The sequence below is a fragment of the Streptomyces puniciscabiei genome, assembly GCF_006715785.1.
Classification (GTDB): Bacteria; Actinomycetota; Actinomycetes; order Streptomycetales; family Streptomycetaceae; genus Streptomyces; species Streptomyces puniciscabiei.
Genome location: NZ_VFNX01000008.1, coordinates 19,793 through 41,471, shown reverse-complemented (window position 1 = coordinate 41,471; position 21,679 = coordinate 19,793). Strand labels below are relative to the sequence as shown.

Here is a 21,679-nt window from a genome sequence, read left to right as displayed (position 1 = left end):
ATCTGGACAAACTGAATCCGCCGGACCGTGATCAGGAACATCTACGTTCTCCAGGAGATCGCATGGTGGAGCAGTCCCCCCAGGTCGTGTCGGAGCCGGACGAACCTGCCGTCGCGCCGAGCGACGGCGGCCCCAGGCGAGCGGAGACCGAGCGGCAGCTGGCGGAGGCACTGGCCGACCTCCTGGGTGTCGAGCGCGTCCCGGTCGACGCCCATTTCTTCGCCGACCTCGGCGCCAACTCCCTGGTCATGGCCCAGTTCTGTGCGCGAATAAGGAAAACAGCGGATCTGCCGTCCCCGTCCATGAGAGACATCTATCAACACCCCACGATCCAGGGCCTGACGGCGGCCCTCGGGGAGACGGCCGTCGCTCCCGTCGAGCCGGCGGACGCCCCGTCGGAGCCGGCGCCCGCGCCGGAGCCGGCTCCGGGGCCGCAGGGGAGACCGCAGAGCCATCTGCTCTGCGGAACCATCCAGTTACTGGTCTTCCTGGGCTACTCCCTCGTCTCCGGATTCGTCACCGCCGCGGGTTACGAGTGGATCGCCACCGGTTCGGGCGTGGCCGACGTCTATCTGCGGTCGCTGCTCTTCGGAGGCATCGGGTTCGTCGCGCTGTGCGCGCTCCCGGTCGTCGCGAAATGGGTTCTCATCGGCCGCTGGCGACCTGGTGAGTTCCCCGTCTGGGGTCCGACGTACCTGCGTTTCTGGCTCGTCAAGGTACTGCTGCACGCCAATCCGATGGTGTTCCTCACCGGGACTCCGCTGTACGTGCTGTATCTGCGGGCCCTCGGCGCGCGGATCGGCAAGGGAGTCACGATCCTCTCCCATTCGGTCCCGGTCTGCACCGACCTGCTGACGATCGGCGCGGGCACGGTGATCCGCAAGGACTCGTTCTTCCTCGGCTACCGGGCCCACGCGGGACACATCCAGACCGGCCGGATCACCCTCGGCAGCGACGTCTTCGTCGGTGAGAAGACCGTCCTGGACATCGACACGTCGATGGGGGACGGTGCCCAGCTCGGCCACGCGTCCGCCCTGTACCGCGGCCAGGCGGTCCCGGACGGCGAACACTGGCACGGATGCCCGGCCGAGCCCACCCGGACCGACTACGTCCGGGTCGCTCCGGCCGACTGCGGCACCGCGCGGCGGGCCTGGTTCGGCCTCGGCACCCTGGTGCAGCTGTTCTTCCTCTACGTCCCGCTGGCCGTCGGCGGTGCGTACATGCTCTTCACCGAGGTACCGGCGATCGGCAAGCGACTCGACCCGCAGACGGCCGCACTGTCCCGGTCCGAACTGGTCTCCGACGCCCTGGTGCTCTCCCTCGTACTGTTCTTCGGGTGCGCCGCCCTGGGACTGGTGGCCCTGTGCACCCTTCCGCGCCTGGTCGGTCTGGTCGTCAAGCCCGACAGGGTCTATCCGCTGTACGGATTCCACTACGCGCTCCACCGGGCCACGGCGCGCATGACGAACATCAAGTTCTTCGCCTGGCTCTTCGGCGACAGCTCCTACATCGTGCACTACCTCCGCGGACTCGGATACGACCTGTCACGGGTCGAGCAGACCGGGTCGAACTTCGGCACGGAAGTGCAGCACGAGACACCCCTGTTGGTCTCCGTCGGCAGCGGAACGATGGTCGCCGACGGACTTTCGATCATGAACGCCGACTTCTCCAGTACGTCCTTCCGGCTGTCCCGGGTGTCGATCGGCCCGCACAACTTCCTGGGCAACAACATCGCCTATCCGGCGGGCGGCAGGACGGGGGCCAACTGCCTGCTCGCGACGAAGGTGATGGTTCCCCTCGACGGCGAGGTCCGCGAAGGCGTGGGACTCCTCGGCTCACCGTGCTTCGAGATCCCCCGCTCGGTGGACCGTGACGCACGGTTCGACCATCTCAGGACGGGCGACACCCTGCGCCGCCGGCTCGCCGCGAAGAACCGCTACAACCTTCGCTCCATGGTGCTCATGCTGCTAGTGCGGTGGCTGCACACCTTCGCGCTCACCCTGTTCGCTCTCGCCTCGGTGGATCTGTACGGCGTGGTCGGACACGTGGTGATCGCCGGATACCTGGCGCTCACCCTCGGCTTCTCCACCGCGTACTTCATCCTGGTGGAGCGCTGCATCACGTCGTTCCGTGCCTTGCGCCCCCGTCTGTGCTCCATCTACGACCCGTACTTCTGGTGGCACGAGCGGCTGTGGAAGGTTCCCGACCACTTCCTCAACGTCTTCAACGGAACTCCCTTCAAGAGTCTGGTCTGGCGGCTGCTGGGCGTCCGCATCGGCAGCAGGGTCTTCGACGACGGCTGCTACCTGACCGAGCGGACGCTCGCCACCATCGGCGACGAGTGCACCCTCAACGCCGGCAGCAAGATCCAGTGCCACTCGCAGGAGGACGGCACCTTCAAGTCCGACCGCACCACGCTCGGCACCGGCTGCACGCTGGGCGTCGGAGCCCATGTGCACTACGGCGTGACCATGGGCGACGGCTCGGTGCTGGCACCCGACTCCTTCCTCATGAAGGGCGAGGAAGTCCCCAGGAACGCACAGTGGGGCGGCAATCCCGCGGTGGACATGCCCGGGAGCGGCAGCCGGTCCATCGACCTCGGCCGGGCAGCGTCTTCGCCCAACACCATTGCAGTGACAGCGAGTTGAGGAAGGCCATTCGATGGGAACGGGCGTGGAAGCGGACCGGGAGTTCTGGAGCCGGGTACTGACCGCCGGCGGTGTCACCACCGTGCCGCGGTGGGTTCGGGAGCCGGTGCCGGGAGCCGGCGAGCACGAGCTGCCGGTGCCGGACGACGTGACCGAGGCGGTGCGGGAACTGGTCCGGCACCGGGGAGTACCGGTCAGCGCATTGCTGCTGGCCGCGCACGTCAAGGTGCTGGCGGTGCTGTCCGGCGAGCCGGAAGTGGTCACGGGCTACACCACCGGTGTGCGCGGCGAGCCCCTGCCGTGCCGGTCCGCTGTGCCGCCGGGGACCTGGCAGGCCCTGCTGTCGGCCGCCGAGCACGCCGAGGCGGAGGTGCTGGCGCACCGGGAGTTCCCGGTGGAGAAGCTGCGGCGGGAGCTGGGGCTGACGGAACCGCCGTACGAGACCGTGTTCGGTCCCATCGGGGCCGACGAGGCCCACGCGGACGACGGCGTCCTGCAGGTGCGCTGGTCCGACCGGGGCGGACGGCTGACGCTGCGCCTTCGCTACCGCACGGACGTGCTGGACGCCGAGGCCGCTGCCCGTGTCGGCGGCTACCACGTGACGGCGCTGCGGCTGATGACACAGGATCCGGACGCCGACCACACGCGGCAGAGCCTGCTGTCGGCCGAAGAGGTGCGAGAGCAGCTGGAAGGCCTGGCAGGGCCCGAGCGGCCGCTGCCCGACGCGCGGCCACATGAACTGTTCGAGCAGCGGGTGCGGGCACATCCGCAGGCGGTGGCGGCCGTACACGGCGAGCGGGAGTGGACGTACGACGAGCTCAACCGGCGCGCGAACAGGTTGGCCCGAGCGCTGCTGGCCAGGGGGCTGGGCCGGGAGGACGTGGTCGCCGTCGTCACCGAGCGCGACCTGGACTGGCCGGCGGCGATGCTGGCGGTGTTCAAGGCGGGCGGCGCGTACCTGCCCATCGAGCCGCACTTCCCGGCCGGCCGTATCGCGGCGACGCTGTCGCGAGCCGGGTGCCGGCTGGTCCTGACCGAGTCCGGCAGTACCCACACCCTCGACCGGGCCCTGGCCACACTGCCGGGAGTCGAGAAGCTCCCGGTCGAGGAGGCATACGCCGAACCACACGCCGACGACGACCTCGGCGTTCAGGTCGACCCCGGCCAACTCGCCTACATCTACTTCACATCCGGTTCCACCGGTGAGCCGAAGGGGGCGATGTGCGAGCACGCGGGCATGCTCAACCACCTGTACGCCAAGATCGAGGACCTGGCGATCGGCGAGGGCTGCGTGGTGGCGCAGACGGCCCCGCAGTGCTTCGACATCTCCCTGTGGCAACTCATGGCCCCCCTGCTGGTCGGCGGGCGGACCCTGCTGGTCGAGCAGGACGTCATCACGGACGTGGAGCGGTTCCTCGACACGCTGGAGCGCGGCCGGGTCGGCGTGACCCAGCTCGTCCCCTCCTACCTGGAGGTCGTGGTCTCCCGTCTGGAGCAGAAGCCGCGCGCACTGCCGGACCTGCGGTGCGTGTCGGTGACCGGCGAGGCGCTGAAACGGGAGCTGGTCCAGCGCTGGTTCGCGGTCCAGCCGGGCATCGCGCTGCTCAACGCCTACGGACTGACGGAGACTTCGGACGACACCAACCACGAGGCCATCCGGGGCGTGCCCGACCGGGTGCTGCTCGGGCGGCCCGTCAACAACGTGCGCGTCTACGTCGTGGACGAGCACCTGTCGCTGGTCCCGCTGGGCGCCCCGGGGCTGATCGCGTTCTCCGGCGTCTGCGTGGGCCGGGGGTACGTGAACGATCCCGAGCGGACCCGGGAGGCGTACCGGACGGACCCGTACCGGCCCGGTGAGCGGCTCTACCTGGGCGGGGACTGGGGACGCTGGCACCCCGGGGGCAAGCTGGAGTTCCTCGGCCGCCGGGACAGCCAGGTCAAGATCCGCGGCTTCCGGATCGAGATCGGCGAGATCGAGAACTCCCTGCTGCGGGTGGACGGAGTACGGGACGGCGCGGTGGTCGTCACCGAGAGGTCCGGCGGCAGCAAGCAGCTGATCGCCTTCTACTCCGGCCGACGGCAGCAGCCGGACGTGCTGCGCGAGGCACTCGGGGCGACGCTGCCCGCCTACATGGTCCCATCGGCCTTCCACTGGCAGGACAGCCTTCCGCTGACCGCCAACGGCAAGATCGACCGAAAGGCCCTGACGGCACTGGCCGAGGAATCGGCACCGGAGAGGGAGGAGGGCGACGACGCCGGCCCGCTCAGCCCGACCGAGCGGAGGCTGGCCGCGGCCTGGGCCGAGCTGCTGGGGGTGCCGCAGGAGCGGATCAGCCGTACGGACCACTTCTTCGACTCCGGGGGCACCTCCCTGACCGCGGTCAAACTCAGCCTCGCCCTCGACCGGTCGGTGTCCCTGAAGGACATCACCCGGCACCCGGTCCTCGCCGACCTGGCCGCCCTCATCGACGGCACGGCCCGGCAGCGTCCGGAACTGCTGCTGCCCCTGTCGCACGGCAGCGGTGTGCCGGAGCGCACGTTGGTGTGCTTCCCTCACGCGGGCGGCAACGCCGTCAACTACCAGCCGCTGGCAGGCGCGCTGGCGGCCGGGGGAGTGGCGGTACTCGCCGTGGACCTCCCCGGTCACAGCCTGGCCGCACACCCCGAGCCGTTCGCGACGATCGAGCAGGTGGCCGAGCAGGTCACCGCCGAGATCACCGCGCGAGGCCTGACCCAGGTCATGCTGTGGGGCCATTCCTCGGGTGCCGCGCCGGCCATGGAGACGGCCCGGAGGCTCACGCAGCGAGGCGTGCGCGTGACACGGGTGTTCCTTGGTGCACACCTCCTCGGCACGGCCACCGGCCGACGCACGGCGATCGAGGAGCTCAACAGCCGGAGCGACGCCGAGATCGCGGCACGGCTGTCCGCGGACGGCGGCTACCCGGAACTGGCGGAGCTGAACGAACCGCACGCCGAACACCTGGGTGCGGCCTACCGGCACGACTGTGTCTGCGCACACCGCTACTTCCGCCAGGCTCTCGAAGCGCCGCCGCCGACCCGGCTGTCCGCGCCGGTCACGGTGGTCGTCGCCGCCGACGACCCGCATACCGCCGGCTACGCCGACCACTGCCGCGACTGGCTGCTCCTGGCCGAACACGTCGATCTGCACGAACTCGCCGACGGAGGCCACTACTTCCTGCGCACCCGTCCGGCCGAGGCGGCACGGGCCGTCCTGAGCACCGTCGTCCCACTCGCCTCCTCCTGAGACCCCTCGCACCACTTGCCTCCTCCTGCGACCCGTCGTACCCCAGGCGGTCGACCGAAAGGAATCCGAGTTGCCGTTCTCATCCCTGGCATCACCGCTCGATGTCGAGCCGCGGCCGGACAGGCCGGCCCTGCTGCACGTCGATCCCCTCGACGACGCCCCCAGCTGGGCGGCCGAGTACCGAGACGCGCTGCGCGCGCAGGTCACCGAGCACGGGGCGCTGGTCGTCCGCGGACTCGGGCTGCGCGACATCGATCAGGTCGGTGCCGTCTTCGCGCGTCTGACCGACGGTCTGATGACGGAACGGGAGGCCTTCGCCCCCCGTCAGGCCCACCGCCCCGGCCTGTACGCGTCCACCACCTGGCCGGCCAACCAGCCGATGTGCATGCACCACGAGCTGAGTTACCCACGTGAGGTGCCCGGTCTGATGCTCTTCGCCTGCCTCACCGCGCCCGAACAGGGCGGGGCGACGGCGGTCGCCGACGCCGAACAGGTCCTGCAGGCCCTGCCCACCGCGCTCACCGAACGGTTCGAGCGGGAGGGCTGGCTGCTGACCCGCACCTACAACGACGAGATCGGGGCGAGCCTGGCGGAGTCGTTCGGCACCGGCGACCGCGCCGAGATCGAACGCTACTGCCGGGCCAACGCCATCGACTTCACCTGGCAGCCCGACGGGACACTGCGCACCGAGCAGCGCCGCAGCGCCGTCGTCCGGCACCCCCGCACGGGCCGGCGCTGCTGGTTCAACCAGATCGCCTTCCTCAACGAGTGGACGCTGGCACCGGAGGTGCGCGAGTACCTGGTCGACGTCTACGGCGAGGACGGACTACCGTTCAACACCCGCTACGGCGACGGCAGTCCGATCGGCGAGGACGTCGTCCAGCTGATCAACTCCACCTACGAGGCGCACACCCGGCGCGACCCCTGGCAGGCCGGTGACCTGCTGCTCGTGGACAACATCCGCACCGCGCACAGCAGAGAGGCCTTCACCGGACAGCGGCAGGTCCTGGTCGGCATGGCCGAGCCCCTTCGGCCGGCCGACGACTGCCCGGCCCCGGAGGCGAGCGAGCGATGACCGACGTACTGCCGACCGCCGCCCAGCCGGCCATGCCCGAGCGGACTCCCGCGCCGACCTTCGCGGTGATCACGGGGGACCAGGTACAGCGAGCACTGAGCGGGCGTGAGAAGCACCTGGTGGCACTGGTCGAGGCCGCCTACCGGCTGCACGACGCCGGTGACACGGTCAACCCGCCGTCGTACTTCCTGCGCTTCCCCGACCGCCCCACGGCGCGGATCATCGCGCTGCCGGCTTCCCTCGGCGGGTCGGCCCCCGTGGACGGTCTGAAGTGGATCTCCAGCTTTCCGCAGAACGTCGGCGCGGGGCTGCCGCGAGCCAGCGCGGTGCTCATCCTCAACGACCACGAAACGGGCTATCCGTTCGCCTGCCTGGAGAGCTCGATCATCAGCGCCACCAGAACCGCGGCGTCGGCGGCGCTGGCCGCCGACCGGCTCAGCCGCGGCCGCCCCCGCCCCACCCGCGTCGGCTTCTTCGGCACGGGTCTGATCGCCCGTTACATCCACACCTTCCTGACCGGCACGGGCTGGGCCTTCGAGGCGGTCGGCGTGCACGATGTGTCCGCCGACAGCGCCACCGGATTCTGCGGCTATCTACGGCAGACCGGCACCACCGCGCCCATCACCGTCCACGACAGCGCCGAGGACCTCGTCCGCGCCAGCGACCTCGTGGTCTTCGCCACCATCGCCGGCCGGCCGCACGTCAGCGACCCGGCCTGGTTCGGCCACAACCCCCTGGTCCTGCACGTGTCCCTGCGCGACCTCGCCCCCGAGGTCCTGCTGGCCTCGGCCAACTTCGTCGATGACGTCGAGCACTGCCTGAAGGCCGACACATCGCCCCACCTGGTGGAACAGCTCACCGGCAACCGTGACTTCCTGGACGGAACGCTCAGCGACGTCATGGCCGGCCGCGCCACACCGCCGGCCGACCGGCCCGTGATCTTCTCGCCCTTCGGACTCGGCGTCCTCGACCTCGCCGTCGGCAAGTACGTCTACGACGAGGTGTCCCGGGCCGGGCACCTCCGTCTCATCGATGACTTCTTCCACGAACTTCGCCGCTACGGCTGAGGCGGTCGCCCTCGGCCCGGCACCAGGAGGTCCGCCGTGCCTGTCATCTCCGCTCCGTACGAGTTCAACCAGGGCGATCTCTTCGTCGACCTGGAGTCGATCTGCGGATACCCGCTCTATCTGAAGTGCGAGGCCTTCAACTTTGCAGGCTCCATCAAGCTGAAGGCCGCCAACGAGATGGTCGAGCGCGCCGAGCGCGACGGAATGCTGGGACCCGATTCCGTCCTCGTCGAATCGTCCTCCGGGAACCTGGGCGTCGCGCTCAGCATGATCGCCGCGAGCAAGGGCTACCGGTTTCTGTGTGTGACGGACTCCCGTTGCAACCTGTCGACCAGACTGCTGATGGAGGCGCTCGGCAACGAGGTTCACATAGTCGCCGACCAGGACTCCAACGGTGGCTTCCTGGGCACGCGGATCGAGTACGTCCGTGCGCTGTGCGCCTCCGACGACCGATACGTCTGGCTGAGCCAGTACACCAACGAGGGCAACTGGTGGGCGCACTACCGCACGACCGGACCGGAGATCGCCCGTCAGTTCCCCGAACTGGACGTTCTCTTCGTCGGGGCGGGCACCACCGGGACCCTGATGGGGTGCGCACGCTACTTCCGCCAGTGGCACCGGCCGGTACGGATCGTCGCCGTCGACAGCGTGGGCTCGGTGGCGTTCGGCGGCGAACCGGGCCGCCGGATGATCCCGGGCCTCGGTATGAGCATGCGCCCGCCGCTGCTGGACGAGTCCTATGTGGACGAGGTGATCCAGGTGGAGGAGAGGGACACCATCCGTATGTGCCGGCGCATGGCCAGGCGTGGTTTCCTGTTCGGCGGCTCCACCGGAACGGTGGTCAGCGCCGCCGCGGACTGGCTGGCACGACATGACACAAGCGGCGTCACGGCGGTCGCCATCGCGCCCGACCTCGGCGAGCGCTACCTCGACACCGTCTACCAGACCAACTGGCTGCAGGACCTGTACGGCGATCGGATCCTCGACGCCGAGGACACCGCACAGGCGGAGACCTGACAGGGAGCCGGTCCGCACGACCAGCCGGTCCCCGAATGCGCCACACCTACCGGGTTCCGGGTCCTGCCCGCAGGCGTACACGAAAAAGCGCCGCAGGGCGCCGAGGGGACCTCGTAGGGTCCGCGCATGGACTGGCACACATGGCAAGACCGGTACGACACGCCCGACTCGCCCTTCGCTCGCCGACTGCTCACCGTGCAGGAACGCATCCGTCTGGCACTGGACGACTGTCCTCCCGGCCCCCTGGACGTGGTGAGTCTCTGCGCGGGTCAGGGGCGCGACCTGCTGGGTGTGCTGCCCGGCCATCCCCGTGGCCGGGACGTGCGCGCACGCCTGGTGGAGCTCGACCCGCGCAACGTCGCCTTGGCGGCCGAGGCCGCCAAGGCGGCCGGGCTGCACGGCATCGAGGCCATCGCCGCGGACGCCGCGTTGCTCGATCACTACGACGGCATCGCACCGGCCGACGTGGTGCTGGTCTGCGGGTTGTTCGGCAACATCGTGGAGTCGGACATCGAGCGCACCATCGACGCATGCACGCAACTGTGCAAGACGGGAGGCCGGGTCATCTGGACAAGGAACCGCAAGTCACCGGACCGTGTGCCCTTGATCTGCGCATGGTTCGAGGAGCGCGGCTTCGAACGCGAGTGGGTCACCGACCCGGACGAACTCCACGCCGTGGGCGTGCACCGATTCACCGACCGGCCCCGGCCGCTCCAGACGGGCACGCGCCTCTTCACCTTCGTGGGGTACGACAAGCTGCAGTCAGCGGCTGAGGAGCAGGACGAATAGGACCGCCGGGCAGGGCCGCGGAGCCGGCGCCCCTCGGGTCCGGTTCCGCCGGCCGCCGGTCAACCGTCCTGCTTCAGCCCCGGGCCCGCTGACGGAGCTCGATCCGGTTGCCGTCGGGATCGAACGCCGTGGCGCGGACGCCGAAGGGATAAGGGACCGGCTCAGGTTCGGCGAACCCGACGCCCCGCGCCCGCAGCGCCTTGAACTCTTCGGCCAGGTCGTCGGACTCGAGGAACACCGGACCCGGCACGACACCCGGCTCCCCGCCCTCGGCCGCCGGGCCCTGCCCCGGTTTGCCCGGCCACAGGATGATCTCGACCGAGGCATCGCCCGGAGCGACTGTCAGGAAGCGCCCGTCAGGACCCGGTTGATCGACACGCTTCTGCAGTCCGAGACCCTCCGTGTAGAACGCCAGAGCCCGGTCCTGGTCGGTCACATAGACCGTCACGTACATCAGGTTCTTCAACATCGCGTTCTCCTCGTTCGTCATGCGCCTCGTCGGCGGAACCCCTCACATGGACCGTGTCTCGCGGTCCGTCCGGATGACGCGCCGAGCCGAGGAAATGTGACAGCGAACGACCAGCCTGCTCGACCTTCGCATTCGGCCGCGGAATCAGGTGGGTTGATCGTTTCGACGTCCGGTGACAGGCTGCCACCGTGGATCTGGGACTTACGGGGAAGACGGCTTTCATCACCGGGGGAAGCAGCGGCATCGGACTGGCCATCGGCCGGGCGCTGCAGGCAGAGGGGGCGGCGGTCACCGTCTGCGGACGGGATCCGGACCGGCTGAAGGAGTCCGGACTCCCCGGCGTCCAGGCGGACGTCACGGATCCGGACGCGCTCGCCCGGGCCGTGGACGAGGCGGCCGAGCAGATGGGCGGGCTCGACCTGCTGGTGGCCAACGCCGGCGGTGTGTACGGCGGTGGGCTGCTGGATTCGACGCCCGAGGACTGGCTGCGGACGTACGAGTTGAACGTGCTGCATGCCGCCCACGCCATCCGCACCGCGGTGCCCCACTTCGAGCGGCGCGGGGGCGGCAGCGCGCTCATAGTGGCGTCGATCACGGGGTGGAAGCCGGGACCCAGGTCGTCGTACGCCTCGGCGAAGGCGGCGGAGATCCACCTCGCGGCCACCCTCGGCCAGGAGCTCGGCCCGCGCAACATCCGGGTGAATGCGCTCAGTCCGGGTTCGGTGATGTTCGAGGGCGGGGGTTGGGCCTGGTTCCGGGACAACCGGCCGGAGCAGTACGAGGCTTTCGCCCGCGACGACTTCCCCCGTGGGCGGCTGGTCGAGCTGCACGAGGTGGCGGACGTGGCGTGCTTCCTCCTGTCGGCCCGCGCCGGCGGGATCAACGGCACCAACATCTGTGTGGACGGTGCCCAGGACCACCCGAGCGCGGGCCGGTTCTTCCCGTAGACGCTGCCGATCGAGGCCCCCGCGACGCCCCCGGCTGGTCGGCCGGCCCTGCGGTCACCCCGGTACCGGAGGCGAACTGAGACAGCCGACCGCGTCGAACCGGATCGTCGCTGGACGCGATGGCGGACGTGGCGGGCAGCAACTGCCCGGTGAGCAGCGGGCGTTGGTCCAGAACCTCTTTGCCGCGCTCGGATGACCGCCTTGCCGGACGGGCGTCACAGCATGACGTGCTTGACCTGGGTGTAGTCGAGCAGGCCCGCGAGGGAGAGGTCGCTTCCGTAACCGGAGTGCCGTACGCCGCCGTGCGGCATCTCCGAGACGGTGGTGCCATGGGTGTTGACCCAGACGATGCCGGTGCGCAGGGCCCGGCTCGCGCGCATCGCGCGGTCGTGGTCGCGGGTCCAGACGCTCGCGGCCAGCCCCTGCGGCACGGCGTTCGCCATGCGGACGGCGTCGGCCTCGTCGACGAAGGGCTGGACGGTGACGACCGGCCCGAACACCTCGCTCCGCACGATCTCGTCCTCCTGCCGGACCCCTGCCACCACCGTGGCCTCGTGGAAGTAGCCCGGACGCGGGAGGGCCGCGCCCCCGGTGACGATCTCGGCATGGGCCGGGAGACGTCGCAACAGGCCGCCCACCGATACGAGTTGGGCGGCGCTGGCCAGCGGGCCGAAGTCGGCGCGGGCGTCGGCGGACGTGCCGGGCCTGCGCTGCGCGGCCCGCTGGGCGAAGGCGTCCAGGAAGGTGTCGTGGATGCGCCGGTGGACCAGGATCCTGGCGGCCGCCGTGCAGTCCTGACCCGCGTTGTAGAAGGACAGGTACGACAGCTGCTCGACCGCCTCGTCGAGATCGGCGTCCTCGTGGATCAACACCGGTGCGTTCCCGCCGAGTTCGAGATGGAGCCGCTTCAGGTCGGCCCCCGCCGCGGCGGCGATCTCCTGTCCGGCACGGACGCTGCCGGTGACGGCGACCATCCGGACGTGGGGGTGGGCGACGAGCAGGCGTCCGGTGTCCCGGCCGCCGCACACGACGTTGAGCACGCCCGGCGGCAGATGCTCGGCGGCCAGCCGGGCGAGGAGCGTGGCGGTGGAGGGCGTGGAGTCGGACGGCTTCAGGACGACGGTGTTGCCCGCGGCCAGCGCCGGAGCGATCTTCCACACGGCCATCATCAGCGGGTAGTTCCACGGCGTGATCTGGGCGCACACGCCCACCGGATCGCGGCGCAGGACGGAGGTGCGGCCGGGGGTGTACTCGGCGGCCGCGGCACCCGGCAGATTCCGGGCCGCCCCGGCGAAGTACCGCAGCACATCCACGATCGCGGGCAGCTCGTCCGCGAGGAAGAGGGCGCGCGGCTTGCCGGTGTCGTTCACCTCCGCACCTGCCAGGGCTTCCGCCTCCCGTTCCACCGCGTCGGCGATGCGCAGCAGCGCGGTCTGCCGGTGCGCCGGTGTCGTGGCCGACCAGCCGTCGAAGGCGTCCTCGGCCGCCCGGCAGGCGGAGTCGACGTCCTCGGGGCCGGAGAGCGGGGCCAGTCCGTGGGGGAGTGCGGTCGCGGGGTCGATCAGTCGCAGTGTGGCTCCGGAGACGGCCGGGACGTCCTGGCCGGCGATGTGGTTCAGAACTGCCGTGAGGGGAGGGGTGTCAGCCACGGCGCAGTGCCTCCTCGGCGGCGGCGCGGCCGGTGCGGACGGCGCCTTCCATGTATCCGGCGACCCACTGGTCCGAGCCGCACACGTAGAACGGCGGTTCGTGGGTGCCGTGCAGCGGGCCGACCGCCATGACCTCACCTGGTGGCCACTGGGTGACGTAGCCCTGCGTCCACGGGTCGGTGCCCCACAGCCGGAGGTGGCAGGCGGTCGGCCGGAGTGCCTCCGTGCCGAACATGGCGGCGATCTCGGCGAGCAGCTCCGGGGTGCGCAGCCGCGGCGGGGTGCCCAGCAGGACGCCGTAGCGCTCGGGCGGGATCAGCGCCGAGAGCACTCCCTCGTTCTGCGGCCAGGTGCTCCCCAGGATCCCCTCGGTCTCGGACAGGCCGCTGAGGCCGTCGGCGCGCCAGAAGGGACGGTCGTAGACGGCGGCGAACTTCGCGGCGACCGCCTGGCGTTGCCGGTGCAGCGAGGCCAGGCGGGCGTCACTCACCCCCGTGATGTGGACCGACCGCAGCGGTCCCACGGGCAGCGCACTCACCACGGCCGCCGTGGTGAGGACCTCGCCGGTGAGCAGGCGCACGGTGCAGCGGCCGGGGCGCGCGTCGACCGCGGCGACGGGCGCGCCGAGGCGGATGCGGGGGCCCAGCTCTCGCGCCATGACCTCGGCGAGGGTCGCCGACCCTGCCGCCAGGCGCAGCCCCTCCCAGCCGGCGTAGTCGTAGTCGCCGGTACCGGGCACCGCCGCGCTCTTGCGCAGCGCGGCCAGCAGCGAGATCCGCTCGTACGACCCGCCCGCCAGGGCCAGTTGGCCGATGTCCCACAGCCGTACCACGGCGGGCGTGGCATGGCGGGAGCGCAGCCAGTCGGCGACGGACAGCCGGTCCAGGGTGGTCGCCTCCGGGTGCGACCACGGGTCGTCGGGATCGACGGTCGCGGCGAGGTCGCCGAACTCCCTGCCGAGTGCCTCGTGCTGGGCCGCGTCGCCCGGGCCGAACCAGTGGGGCGGGTCGCCGGCCGAGAGGCCCTCGGGTGTGGCGCGGGTGATGCGGCCGGGTTCGGCCACGTAGCTGGGCACCAGTTCCAGGCCGAGTTCCTCGGCGAGGCCGAGGTAGGCGGTGTGGGCATGGCCGACGACCTCGCCGCCCAGCTGGACGGTGCGGCCGTCGGGGGCGTGGGTCTGCTCGACCCGGCCGCCGACGCGGTCCCGGGCCTCCAGGACCAGCACGTCGGTGCCGGCCCGGGCCAGGTCCCGGGCGGCGGCGAGTCCGGCGAGACCCGCGCCGAGCACGATCACGTCGTGATGCATCGCATTCGCTTTCGTCATGGGGCGGGGTCAGGCCAGGACCAGGCAGTGTTCGGGCCGCCAGCCGAACTGCACGGTCTCGCCGCCGCTCCAGCGGTCCTCCATGCGGGCGCGGGCGGTGTTCTGCTCCAGCACGGACAGCGTGACGCCCGGGGCGAGTTCGATCAGGTAGGTGGTCGTCGGGCCGCTGTAGACCGTCTCGCGGATCACCCCGGAGAGCACCGACATGCCCGGTTCGAAGTCCGACAGCCAGATCTTCTCGGGGCGCACGGACACGCTGACGGCGGTGCCGTCCGCGATGCCGCTGCGGCGGCCCACCGGCAGGGCGGGGCCCTGGTCGAGGGCGACCTCGCCGCCCCGGTAGGTGCCGGTCATCAGGTTGGACGTGCCCATGAAGGAGGCCACGAACCGGCCGGCGGGGTGCTCGTAGACGTCTTCGGGGGTGCCGCACTGCTCGATGCGGCCCTCGTTCATCACGGCGATCCGGTCGGACATGGTCAGCGCCTCGTCCTGGTCGTGGGTGACGAAGACGAAGGTGATGCCGACCTCGCGCTGGATCTGCTTCAGCTCCACCTGCATCTGCCGGCGCAGCTTCAGGTCCAGGGCCGCCAGCGGCTCGTCGAGGAGCAGCACGGCCGGTCGGTTGACCAGCGCGCGGGCCAGGGCGACGCGCTGGCGCTGGCCGCCGGAGAGCGTACGGGGCTTGCGGTCGGCGAGCCCGGTGAGCTGGACCAGTTCCAGCATCTCGCCGACGCGCTGCCGGGTCTCCGCCTTGTCGGTGCCCTTGCGCCGGAGGCCGAAGGCGACGTTGTCGGCGACGCTCAGGTGGTCGAAGAGGGCGTAGCTCTGGAAGACCGTGTTGACGTTGCGCCGGTTCGGCGGCAGAGCGGTCACGTCCTCGCCGGCGAGCAGCACCGAGCCCTCGCTGGGATCGCTGAACCCGCCGATCATGCGCAGCGTGGTGGTCTTGCCGCAGCCGGAGGGGCCCAGCAGGGAGAAGAAGTGGCCGGCCTCGATGTCGAGGTCGAGGCGGTGGACGGCGTATGAGTGTGCGAACTGCTTGGAGACGCCGTCGAGGCGGACGGCGGGGGTCGCGTCCATGGGTCACTCTCCGGAGAGGATGTCGAGGCCGCCGCGGCGGCCGAAGAGGCGCGGGATGAAAAGGGCGAGGGCGATCAGGGCGATGGAGCCCGCGAGCATCAGCGTGCCGACGGCGTTGATGGTGGGCTGGACCCCGAAGCGGATCGCCGAGTAGATCCGCACCGACAGCGGCTGCGGGTCCACACCGGTGGTGAAGTAGGCGAGGACGAAGTCGTCGAAGACGAGCGCGAAGATCAGGACCGCGCTGGCCAGGACGGCGGGCAGCAGGGCGGGCAGGGTCACCAGGCGCACCGCCTGCCAGCGGGTGGCGCCGAGGTCCATGGCGGCCTCCTCCACCTCCGGGTTCAGTGCGGCGACCCGGGAGCGGAGGATGACGGTGACGTAGGAGATGGAGAACGTGATCTCGGCGAGCATCACCGTCGATGTGGACAGGGCCACGCCCAGGCCCTTGAAGAGCAGCATCGAGGCGACGCCGGTGACGATTTCCGGCGTGATGAGCGGCACCAGCATGATCAGCCCGGCCAGTGAGCCGAGGCGGGTGCGGCAGCGCACCAGGCCGAGGGCGAGCGCCACCCCGAGGACGACCGAACCGGCCATCGCCACCAGGGAGATCCGCAGGCTGGTGCCCAGGGAGGAGAGCAGGACGTCGTCGTGGAGGAAGGCGCGGTACCAGCGCAGGCTGAACCCGCCGAAGACGGTCAGGGACTTCTTGGTGTTGAAGGAGAACAGGGCGACGACGGCGATGGGCAGGTAGAGCAGAGCGAAGAAGAGCGCGGTGGCGGCGACGAGGAACCGGGGCTTGCGGTCGGCACGGCCCCGTCGCGTGCGGGTCCGGGCGGCCGGCCGGTCGGGTGTGGTGGCTGAGGGCGGGCGCAGCAGGGTCATCGGCGGGCCTCCGCCTCGTCCTTGCGGGTGCGGCGCAGGTAGCCGAACATCCCGAACAGCAGCACCAGCATCAGCAGCATGGTGAGCGCGGAGCCCAGTGGCCAGTTCTGGCCCTGGAAGAACTTGTCCTGGATGAGGTTGCCGATCATGATCTGGTCCGGGCCTCCCATGAGCTGTGCGCTGACGAAGTCGCCCATGGCGGGCAGGAAGACCAGGACGAGCCCGGCCGCCGCGCCCTGCCGGGTGGCGGGCAGGGTGACGAAGAAGAAGGTGCGGACAGGGCCGCCGTACAGGTCGCGGCCGGCCTCGATGAGGGAGACGTCGAGCCGTTCCAGGGCCGCGTAGAGGGGGATGATCATGAAGACGACGAAGCCGTAGACGAGTCCCGCGACCACAGCGGCACCGGTGTTGAGGATCTTCGTGCTGCCGTCGGCGAGTCCCACCGCGCGCAGGGCGCGCAGCACGGGGCCGTCGTCGGAGAGGACCACCGACCAGCCGTACATGCGGACGAGGTAGTTGGCGAAGAACGGCACCACGATCGCGGCGATCAGCGCGTGCTTGTAGCGTCCGCCGTGCAGGGCGATGGTGTACGCCACCGGGTAGGCGACGATCAGGCAGATCAGGCAGGTCAGTACGGCGTAGCCGAGGGAGCGGGCGAGGACCTCGGTGTAGGCGGGGTCGGCGAGGGCGCGTACGGCGGACAGGTCGAAGCCGAAGCGCGGGTTGCCGAGCTCGTCGGTGGTGCCCACGGCGAGGACGGCGACCAGGACCAGCGAGGCGATCAGGAACCCGGTCATCCACAGGGTGCCGGGCAGCATGAGCCAGGTCCACATGCGGGCGCCGGAGGCGTCGGAGCCCCGGCGGCGCGGGGGAAGTGCCATGTCAGCCTGCCTTCACATGGGTCCAGGCGGTGTCGCGGGCGTCCTCCGCCGCGCGGCTGCCGTTGCGGAAGAACAGGTCCGCCCTCAGGTCCTCCTCGGTGACGACGCACTCGGGGAACGGCTTGACCAGCTCGGCGTACGTCTTCTCGGTGCCGGGCACCGGCATCGGGTAGCCGATGTACTCGATGTTCTTCTTCACGTTCTCCGGCCGCAGCATGTAGTCGATGAACAGCATCGCGGTGCCGGGGTGCGGGGCGTTCCAGGGGATGGCGTAGCAGTCGGAGTTGATCGGCGTGCCCTCCTTCGGGGCCTCGAAGCCGAACACGGAGGGGTCCTTGGCCTGGTTGAGCATGGCGGCCATGTCGCCGCTCCAGGCCTGGGTCATGAGCGCGTTGCCGTTGAGGAGGTTGTTGTAGCTGTCGCTGGAGAAGCCGCGCAGCCGGGGCCGCAGCGTGCCCATCAGGGAGCTGATGCGGTCGAGGTCATGGGGGTCGCCGGTGCTCACGCCCAGGCCGAGTTCGAGGGCGCCCATGCCGAGGACCTCGTCGCGGTCGTCCAGCAGGAAGACCTTGCCCTTGACCTCGTCGCTCCACAGGTCCCGCCAGGAGCCGGTCAGTTCACCGACCCTGTCGCGGCGCCAGCCGATGCCGGTCTTGTAGGCGGTGAAGGGGACGGTGTGCGCGGAATCGGGGTCGTACCACGGGTCCGCGAAGTAGGTGTACGCGCCGAATATGGCGCGCGCGTGGGGGAGTTGGCTGTGGTCGATGCGGCGCAGCCGGCCTCCGCGCACCAGGCGCTGGGCCCATTTGGCGCTCGGGAAGATGATGTCGTAGCGGTTGCCGGCGTTGAGCTTGGCGACCATGCCTTCCATCGAGTCGAAGTTCGACTGGACGACCGTGACGCCGTACTCCTTCTCGAAGCCCTTGAACACGGACGGGTCGACGTAGTCGGCCCAGTTGAAGTAGACGAGATCGCCGTCGACGCGCGCCTTGACCGGGGCGAGCTCGCCGGCGCTGGGCGTTTTCGCGGGCATGAACCCGCAGCCGCCGGCCGCTGCGCCGAGCAGGCCGCAGGCGCCCGCCCGCAGCACGGCGCGCCGGGTCGGTGGAAGTACCTCGGGGGACATGGACGTCCTCTCCGTCGAGCAAGCACAACTCCAGGGCTGGACCGGCTGGTCGGCTCACTACAGGCCCTGACTCCGTAGGAAAGACCGGTCTGGGGAGGTGCGAGGGTGCGTCAGCGGGGGAGGGGTAAGTACGTCCGGAGGGTTGCGGCGTACGGCGCGCGGGAGTGTGTCACCGCTGCTCCCCCTCCAGGTCGGCACGGACCCGGCGGGCGAACCAGCCGACGGCGGCCTCGCGCTGCGAGAGCGGACCCGGCTCGAAACCGGGCGTGCTCAGTCCGGCCTGCACGCGCTCCACCAGCTCGGCGTCCTCGTCGTTGGTGACCCAGCCGATGTGGATGTTCAGCCGGCGGGCCAGCCTGGTGCGGACGCTCTCCCCGTGCTTGGTGTAGAACGCGCCGGGGATCGCCGCCCGGTCCTGGGCGGTGGGCAGGGCGGTCCACGCGAGCACGTGGTCAGGGTAGAAGTCGATCAGCGTGTTGGGATAGATCACGGCGTACCGCCACACGCGCCGGTCGGCCTCGGTGAGTCCCGGCATGGGGGCCGCCAGCCGCTGGTAGAGCCGCTCGGTCCAGTTCGAGGAGGGCTTGTCGCGCAGCCGTGACTCGAACAGGACGTAGCTCTCCTGAACGTCCACCGTGTAGGCCTGGTAGTCCAGCAGCCGCATGAGCGCGGGATGGGCGACGGGGACGTGGTAGCCCTCGAGATAGTTGTCGACGATCACCTTCCAGTTGGCGTTCTGCTGCTCGCAGCGCACCAGGTCATGGATGCGGTGCCTGCCGACGGGTACGAGGCCGGGCCCGGCGTAGCGGCCGACGGCCCGGGCGAGCCCGGCACAGGTCTCGGCGAGCGGGGTCGCCTCCATGTCGAGGTTGACGAAGACGAAGCCCAGGAAGGACTCCACGTTCACCGGGTGCAGGCCGAGCCGGGGCTTGTCCAGGCAGGGGATGCGGCGTGCCTCAGGCGCGCCCACGAGGCGTCCGTCGAGCTTGTAGGTCCAGCCGTGGTAGGGGCAGCGGATCGCCTTGCCCGCCGGTTCGGGGGCGGCGACCAGGCGGGTGCCGCGGTGCCGGCAGACGTTGAGGTGAGCGGCGAGGCCGCCGTCCTCGGTCCGGACGACCAGCACCTCCCGGCCGGCCGCGGTCGCCGTGAGACGTGCGCCGGGGCCGGGGAGGTCGGATTCGTGGCAGACGAGCTGCCAGGACTTGGCGAAGATGCGGTCGGTCTCGCTCCCGGCGATGACCGGATCCGTGTAGTAGCGGGCGGGCAGCGCTTCCCCGGGATGCTGGTCCTGCGGCTCCGGTGGGGCAGCTGGAAGGGCGGGTCCCCGCGTGGTCGAGGGGTTCATCAAGTCCTCCTCCGCGCCGCGGCGGCGGCGATGGGCGGTGAGGCTGGGTCGCGGAAGGACGGCGGGCGGCAGCGCACTATCGCGCCGGCCTGCCGGGCTCCCGGCTGACTAATTGGTTAGTCAGAGTGGGACCGGCGGGTCGGCAAGTCAAGACTTGTGGGCTGACTAATTAGTTAGTTAGTCTCGTGTCAGGCGGATGGCCAGGGCAAACAGCCCGGCCGCGCGCCTCGCACCGGTCCGGACCTCGCTTGTCCACCGTGCACGCCCCGAGGGCCTGCACCCCCGCACACGCTCCCCGCCTCGACTCGTCCGGCGCCGGGAGCACCTCCCTTCCCCTTCCTTCCACGCCATCGCCGCGCCCCCCGTTTCCCGGCCGTCCGGAACCGGCGCGACCCCGGAGGCACCCATGAGCGCTCGCCGAAGTCTGGTATGGCTCGGCCTCACGCCCGAACCGGAACAGGAACTGCCCGCCGCGGTGGCCGCCCTGCGCGCCCCGGCGACAGGCCGGCCACCGGCGGCCCTGGTCAGCGCCGAGCGACGCCGGGTCGAGCGGCTGGTCCTGCGCGGCACCCAGCGCGGCTGGCTGCGCTACCTGAGCGAAGTCACCGACCTGGTCGTCGAGGCCGCGGCGGCATCGCCGCCCGCCGACCCCGGGGCGGCGCTCCTGGCCGGCGAGGTCGTCCTGGACCACCACCGCATGCTGATCGGCCTGCCCGGCGCCGCCTACGCGCGCACCGCCGCCCAACGACAGGCCCTGGAAGGGGCGTTGGCACGTCTGCGGCACCGCCGCCCCGCCCTCCCCGGCCACTCCGAGCCCAGGAGCACAGTATGACCGGCGTCTTCTCCCTCCTCCCCGGCGGACAGCCCGGTCTGCTCGTCTCGCCGGTGTTCGGTGCCGAGCCGTGCCGCGGGGTCGAGGACCACGCCCGCTACCTCGCCGCAGGCGGGTACACCCCTCTGGCCCCGCGCGACCGGCTCCCCGAGCGGATCGCCGCCGTCGGACTGCGCGGCCGCGGGGGCGCCGGCTTCCCCACAGCCGTGAAACTGCAGGCCGTCCGCGACGCCCCCGGCAGGCCCGTCGTCGTCGCCAACGGCGAGGAGGGCGAGCCCGGCTCCGTCAAGGACCGGTGGCTGCTGCGCCACCGACCGCACCTGATCCTGGACGGCCTGCGCCTGACGGCGGCCATGACCGGTGCCGCACGCGGCGTCGTCTACCTCGCCGACCCCCTCGCCGAGCAGGCCGTCCTGCGGGCCCTCGCCGAACGCCCCACCGACCCGCCCGTCGACGTCGTACGCACCGAGCACACCTATGTGGCGGGGGAGGAGACCGCCGTCGTACGGCGCATCGACGGCGGCCCGGCCCTGCCCACGGCGAAACCACCCCGCCCCTTCGAGGCGGGAGTCGGCGGCGCGCCCACCCTGGTCGCCAACGTGGAGACACTGGCACGGATCGCGCTCATCCACGCGTGCCCCGACGCAGCGGCCGCCGTCGCCGGTGCCCACCTGGTGACCCTCTCGGGACCGGCCGGTTCCGCGGCGGCGCTGGTCGAGGTGCCCGCCGGCACACATCTGAAGGTCCTCGCCGACCTGACCGGACACGGCAGGGCCCCGGCGGTCCTCCTCGGCGGCCTGTTCGGCGGGCTGTACGGCACGGGCTGGACGGACCTCCGGCTCGACCACGACCGGCTGCAGGAGGCCGGCGCCGCGCTCGGCTGCGCGGCGCTGCACTTTCCGCACCCCGAGGACTGCCCGGTCGCCGTGGCCGTCGAGGCCGCCGCCTACCTCGCCGCCCAGAGCGCCCGCCAGTGCGGGGTGTGCGTCTCCGGCACCGGCGCGCTGGCCCGGACCCTCGCCGCCGCCGCACGCGGTGGTGCGGACCACGACCCGACCGGCCGGCTTCGCCGCTGGTCGGCGCAACTGCCCGGCCGAGGGGCCTGCGGGCTGCTCGATGCCGCCGCCCGCGTCGTCGCCACCCTCCTCGCCCACTTCCCCGACCGGATCGACACCCACCGCGATGCCGGCTGCCGCGCGTGCCACGGCGAGCGGCCGGAGGACGGCCGCCGGTTCACGGTGCCGGTGCCCTGACCCGTACCCCCCGCCCCACCCCCGTCG

General features: G+C 71.1%; 17 protein-coding genes. 9 read left to right on the top strand and 8 right to left on the bottom strand.

Translation table 11 applies throughout. The features are described 5' to 3' along the window. Window positions 1–62 precede the first annotated feature (62 nt). The 6 genes from FB563_RS42030 (at window position 63) to FB563_RS42005 (ending at window position 9,861) form a co-directional block, all read left to right on the top strand. A complete protein-coding gene (locus FB563_RS42030; RefSeq protein ID WP_055707590.1) occupies window positions 63–2,648 on the top strand; it encodes a Pls/PosA family non-ribosomal peptide synthetase in 2,586 nt (861 codons plus the stop codon). Window positions 2,649–2,661: 13 nt separating this feature from the next. Beyond that, window positions 2,662–5,913: a non-ribosomal peptide synthetase gene (locus FB563_RS42025; RefSeq protein WP_055707591.1), complete on the top strand. Its 3,252-nt coding sequence runs from the start codon at window positions 2,662–2,664 to the stop codon at window positions 5,911–5,913. Window positions 5,914–5,983: 70 nt separating this feature from the next. Beyond that, complete coding sequence (locus tag FB563_RS42020) at window positions 5,984–6,988, top strand: TauD/TfdA family dioxygenase (RefSeq protein ID WP_055707592.1); 1,005 nt, start codon at window positions 5,984–5,986, stop codon at window positions 6,986–6,988. Then, window positions 6,985–8,055: a 2,3-diaminopropionate biosynthesis protein SbnB gene (sbnB, locus tag FB563_RS42015; RefSeq protein ID WP_055707593.1), complete on the top strand. Its 1,071-nt coding sequence runs from the start codon at window positions 6,985–6,987 to the stop codon at window positions 8,053–8,055. Before FB563_RS42020 ends, sbnB begins: the two co-directional genes overlap by 4 nt. A gap of 36 nt (window positions 8,056–8,091) precedes the next feature. Continuing rightward, window positions 8,092–9,072 (top strand): 2,3-diaminopropionate biosynthesis protein SbnA, encoded by a 981-nt coding sequence (sbnA, locus tag FB563_RS42010; RefSeq protein ID WP_055707594.1) that lies wholly within the window; start codon window positions 8,092–8,094, stop codon window positions 9,070–9,072. Window positions 9,073–9,198: 126 nt separating this feature from the next. After that, window positions 9,199–9,861 carry a methyltransferase gene (locus FB563_RS42005; protein ID WP_055707595.1) on the top strand — a complete coding sequence of 221 codons (663 nt, stop codon included), beginning with the start codon at window positions 9,199–9,201 and terminating at the stop codon, window positions 9,859–9,861. A gap of 73 nt (window positions 9,862–9,934) precedes the next feature. On the opposite strand, the gene FB563_RS42000 is transcribed toward FB563_RS42005, so the two are convergent. Beyond that, window positions 9,935–10,351 carry a VOC family protein gene (locus FB563_RS42000; RefSeq protein WP_244329081.1) on the bottom strand — a complete coding sequence of 139 codons (417 nt, stop codon included), beginning with the start codon at window positions 10,349–10,351 and terminating at the stop codon, window positions 9,935–9,937. A 167-nt stretch (window positions 10,352–10,518) separates the two neighbouring features. Between FB563_RS42000 and FB563_RS41995 the strand changes: the two genes are divergently transcribed. After that, window positions 10,519–11,277: an SDR family NAD(P)-dependent oxidoreductase gene (locus FB563_RS41995; RefSeq protein ID WP_055707596.1), complete on the top strand. Its 759-nt coding sequence runs from the start codon at window positions 10,519–10,521 to the stop codon at window positions 11,275–11,277. A gap of 215 nt (window positions 11,278–11,492) precedes the next feature. On the opposite strand, the gene FB563_RS41990 is transcribed toward FB563_RS41995, so the two are convergent. From FB563_RS41990 to FB563_RS41960, 7 genes are all read right to left on the bottom strand, one after another. Next, window positions 11,493–12,926 (bottom strand): aminobutyraldehyde dehydrogenase, encoded by a 1,434-nt coding sequence (locus FB563_RS41990; protein WP_055707597.1) that lies wholly within the window; start codon window positions 12,924–12,926, stop codon window positions 11,493–11,495. Beyond that, the gene (locus FB563_RS41985; RefSeq protein ID WP_234357834.1) at window positions 12,919–14,250 is read right to left on the bottom strand and encodes a flavin monoamine oxidase family protein; all 1,332 of its coding nucleotides are present in this window, start codon (window positions 14,248–14,250) and stop codon (window positions 12,919–12,921) included. Before FB563_RS41985 ends, FB563_RS41990 begins: the two co-directional genes overlap by 8 nt. A 9-nt stretch (window positions 14,251–14,259) precedes the next feature. Continuing rightward, complete coding sequence (locus FB563_RS41980; RefSeq protein ID WP_055707599.1) at window positions 14,260–15,330, bottom strand: ABC transporter ATP-binding protein; 1,071 nt, start codon at window positions 15,328–15,330, stop codon at window positions 14,260–14,262. Between the two features lie 3 nt (window positions 15,331–15,333). Further along, a complete protein-coding gene (locus tag FB563_RS41975) occupies window positions 15,334–16,215 on the bottom strand; it encodes an ABC transporter permease (protein ID WP_079048902.1) in 882 nt (293 codons plus the stop codon). After that, a complete protein-coding gene (locus tag FB563_RS41970; protein ID WP_055707600.1) occupies window positions 16,212–17,096 on the bottom strand; it encodes an ABC transporter permease in 885 nt (294 codons plus the stop codon). Before FB563_RS41970 ends, FB563_RS41975 begins: the two co-directional genes overlap by 4 nt. 1 nt (window position 17,097) lies before the next feature. Next, window positions 17,098–18,222 (bottom strand): polyamine ABC transporter substrate-binding protein, encoded by a 1,125-nt coding sequence (locus FB563_RS41965; RefSeq protein WP_055707601.1) that lies wholly within the window; start codon window positions 18,220–18,222, stop codon window positions 17,098–17,100. A 169-nt stretch (window positions 18,223–18,391) separates the two neighbouring features. Continuing rightward, a complete protein-coding gene (locus FB563_RS41960; protein ID WP_055707602.1) occupies window positions 18,392–19,567 on the bottom strand; it encodes an aromatic ring-hydroxylating oxygenase subunit alpha in 1,176 nt (391 codons plus the stop codon). Window positions 19,568–19,973: 406 nt separating this feature from the next. Here FB563_RS41960 and FB563_RS41955 point away from each other — a divergent pair, with 406 nt between their 5' ends. Next, window positions 19,974–20,399, top strand: a complete 426-nt coding sequence (locus FB563_RS41955) for a hypothetical protein (RefSeq protein WP_055707603.1) — start codon at window positions 19,974–19,976, stop codon at window positions 20,397–20,399. Next, window positions 20,396–21,652, top strand: a complete 1,257-nt coding sequence (locus FB563_RS41950; protein ID WP_055707604.1) for an NADH-ubiquinone oxidoreductase-F iron-sulfur binding region domain-containing protein — start codon at window positions 20,396–20,398, stop codon at window positions 21,650–21,652. The genes FB563_RS41955 and FB563_RS41950 overlap by 4 nt, the downstream gene beginning before the upstream one ends. The last annotated feature ends 27 nt before the right edge of the window (window positions 21,653–21,679 follow it).

Bases quoted from the DNA above. Each gene is read 5' to 3' on its own strand.
- FB563_RS42025 (WP_055707591.1), top strand. From the start codon at position 2,662: ATGGGAACGGGCGTGGAAGCGGACCGGGAGTTCTGGAGCCGGGTACTG.
- FB563_RS41955 (WP_055707603.1), top strand. From the start codon at position 19,974: ATGAGCGCTCGCCGAAGTCTGGTATGGCTCGGCCTCACGCCCGAACCG.
- FB563_RS42030 (WP_055707590.1), top strand. From the start codon at position 63: ATGGTGGAGCAGTCCCCCCAGGTCGTGTCGGAGCCGGACGAACCTGCC.
- FB563_RS41970 (WP_055707600.1), bottom strand. From the start codon at position 17,096: ATGGCACTTCCCCCGCGCCGCCGGGGCTCCGACGCCTCCGGCGCCCGC.
- FB563_RS41965 (WP_055707601.1), bottom strand. From the start codon at position 18,222: ATGTCCCCCGAGGTACTTCCACCGACCCGGCGCGCCGTGCTGCGGGCG.
- FB563_RS41980 (WP_055707599.1), bottom strand. From the start codon at position 15,330: ATGGACGCGACCCCCGCCGTCCGCCTCGACGGCGTCTCCAAGCAGTTC.
- FB563_RS41975 (WP_079048902.1), bottom strand. From the start codon at position 16,215: ATGACCCTGCTGCGCCCGCCCTCAGCCACCACACCCGACCGGCCGGCC.
- FB563_RS42005 (WP_055707595.1), top strand. From the start codon at position 9,199: ATGGACTGGCACACATGGCAAGACCGGTACGACACGCCCGACTCGCCC.
- FB563_RS42000 (WP_244329081.1), bottom strand. From the start codon at position 10,351: ATGACGAACGAGGAGAACGCGATGTTGAAGAACCTGATGTACGTGACG.
- FB563_RS41960 (WP_055707602.1), bottom strand. From the start codon at position 19,567: ATGAACCCCTCGACCACGCGGGGACCCGCCCTTCCAGCTGCCCCACCG.
- sbnB (WP_055707593.1), top strand. From the start codon at position 6,985: ATGACCGACGTACTGCCGACCGCCGCCCAGCCGGCCATGCCCGAGCGG.
- FB563_RS41950 (WP_055707604.1), top strand. From the start codon at position 20,396: ATGACCGGCGTCTTCTCCCTCCTCCCCGGCGGACAGCCCGGTCTGCTC.
- FB563_RS41985 (WP_234357834.1), bottom strand. From the start codon at position 14,250: ATGACGAAAGCGAATGCGATGCATCACGACGTGATCGTGCTCGGCGCG.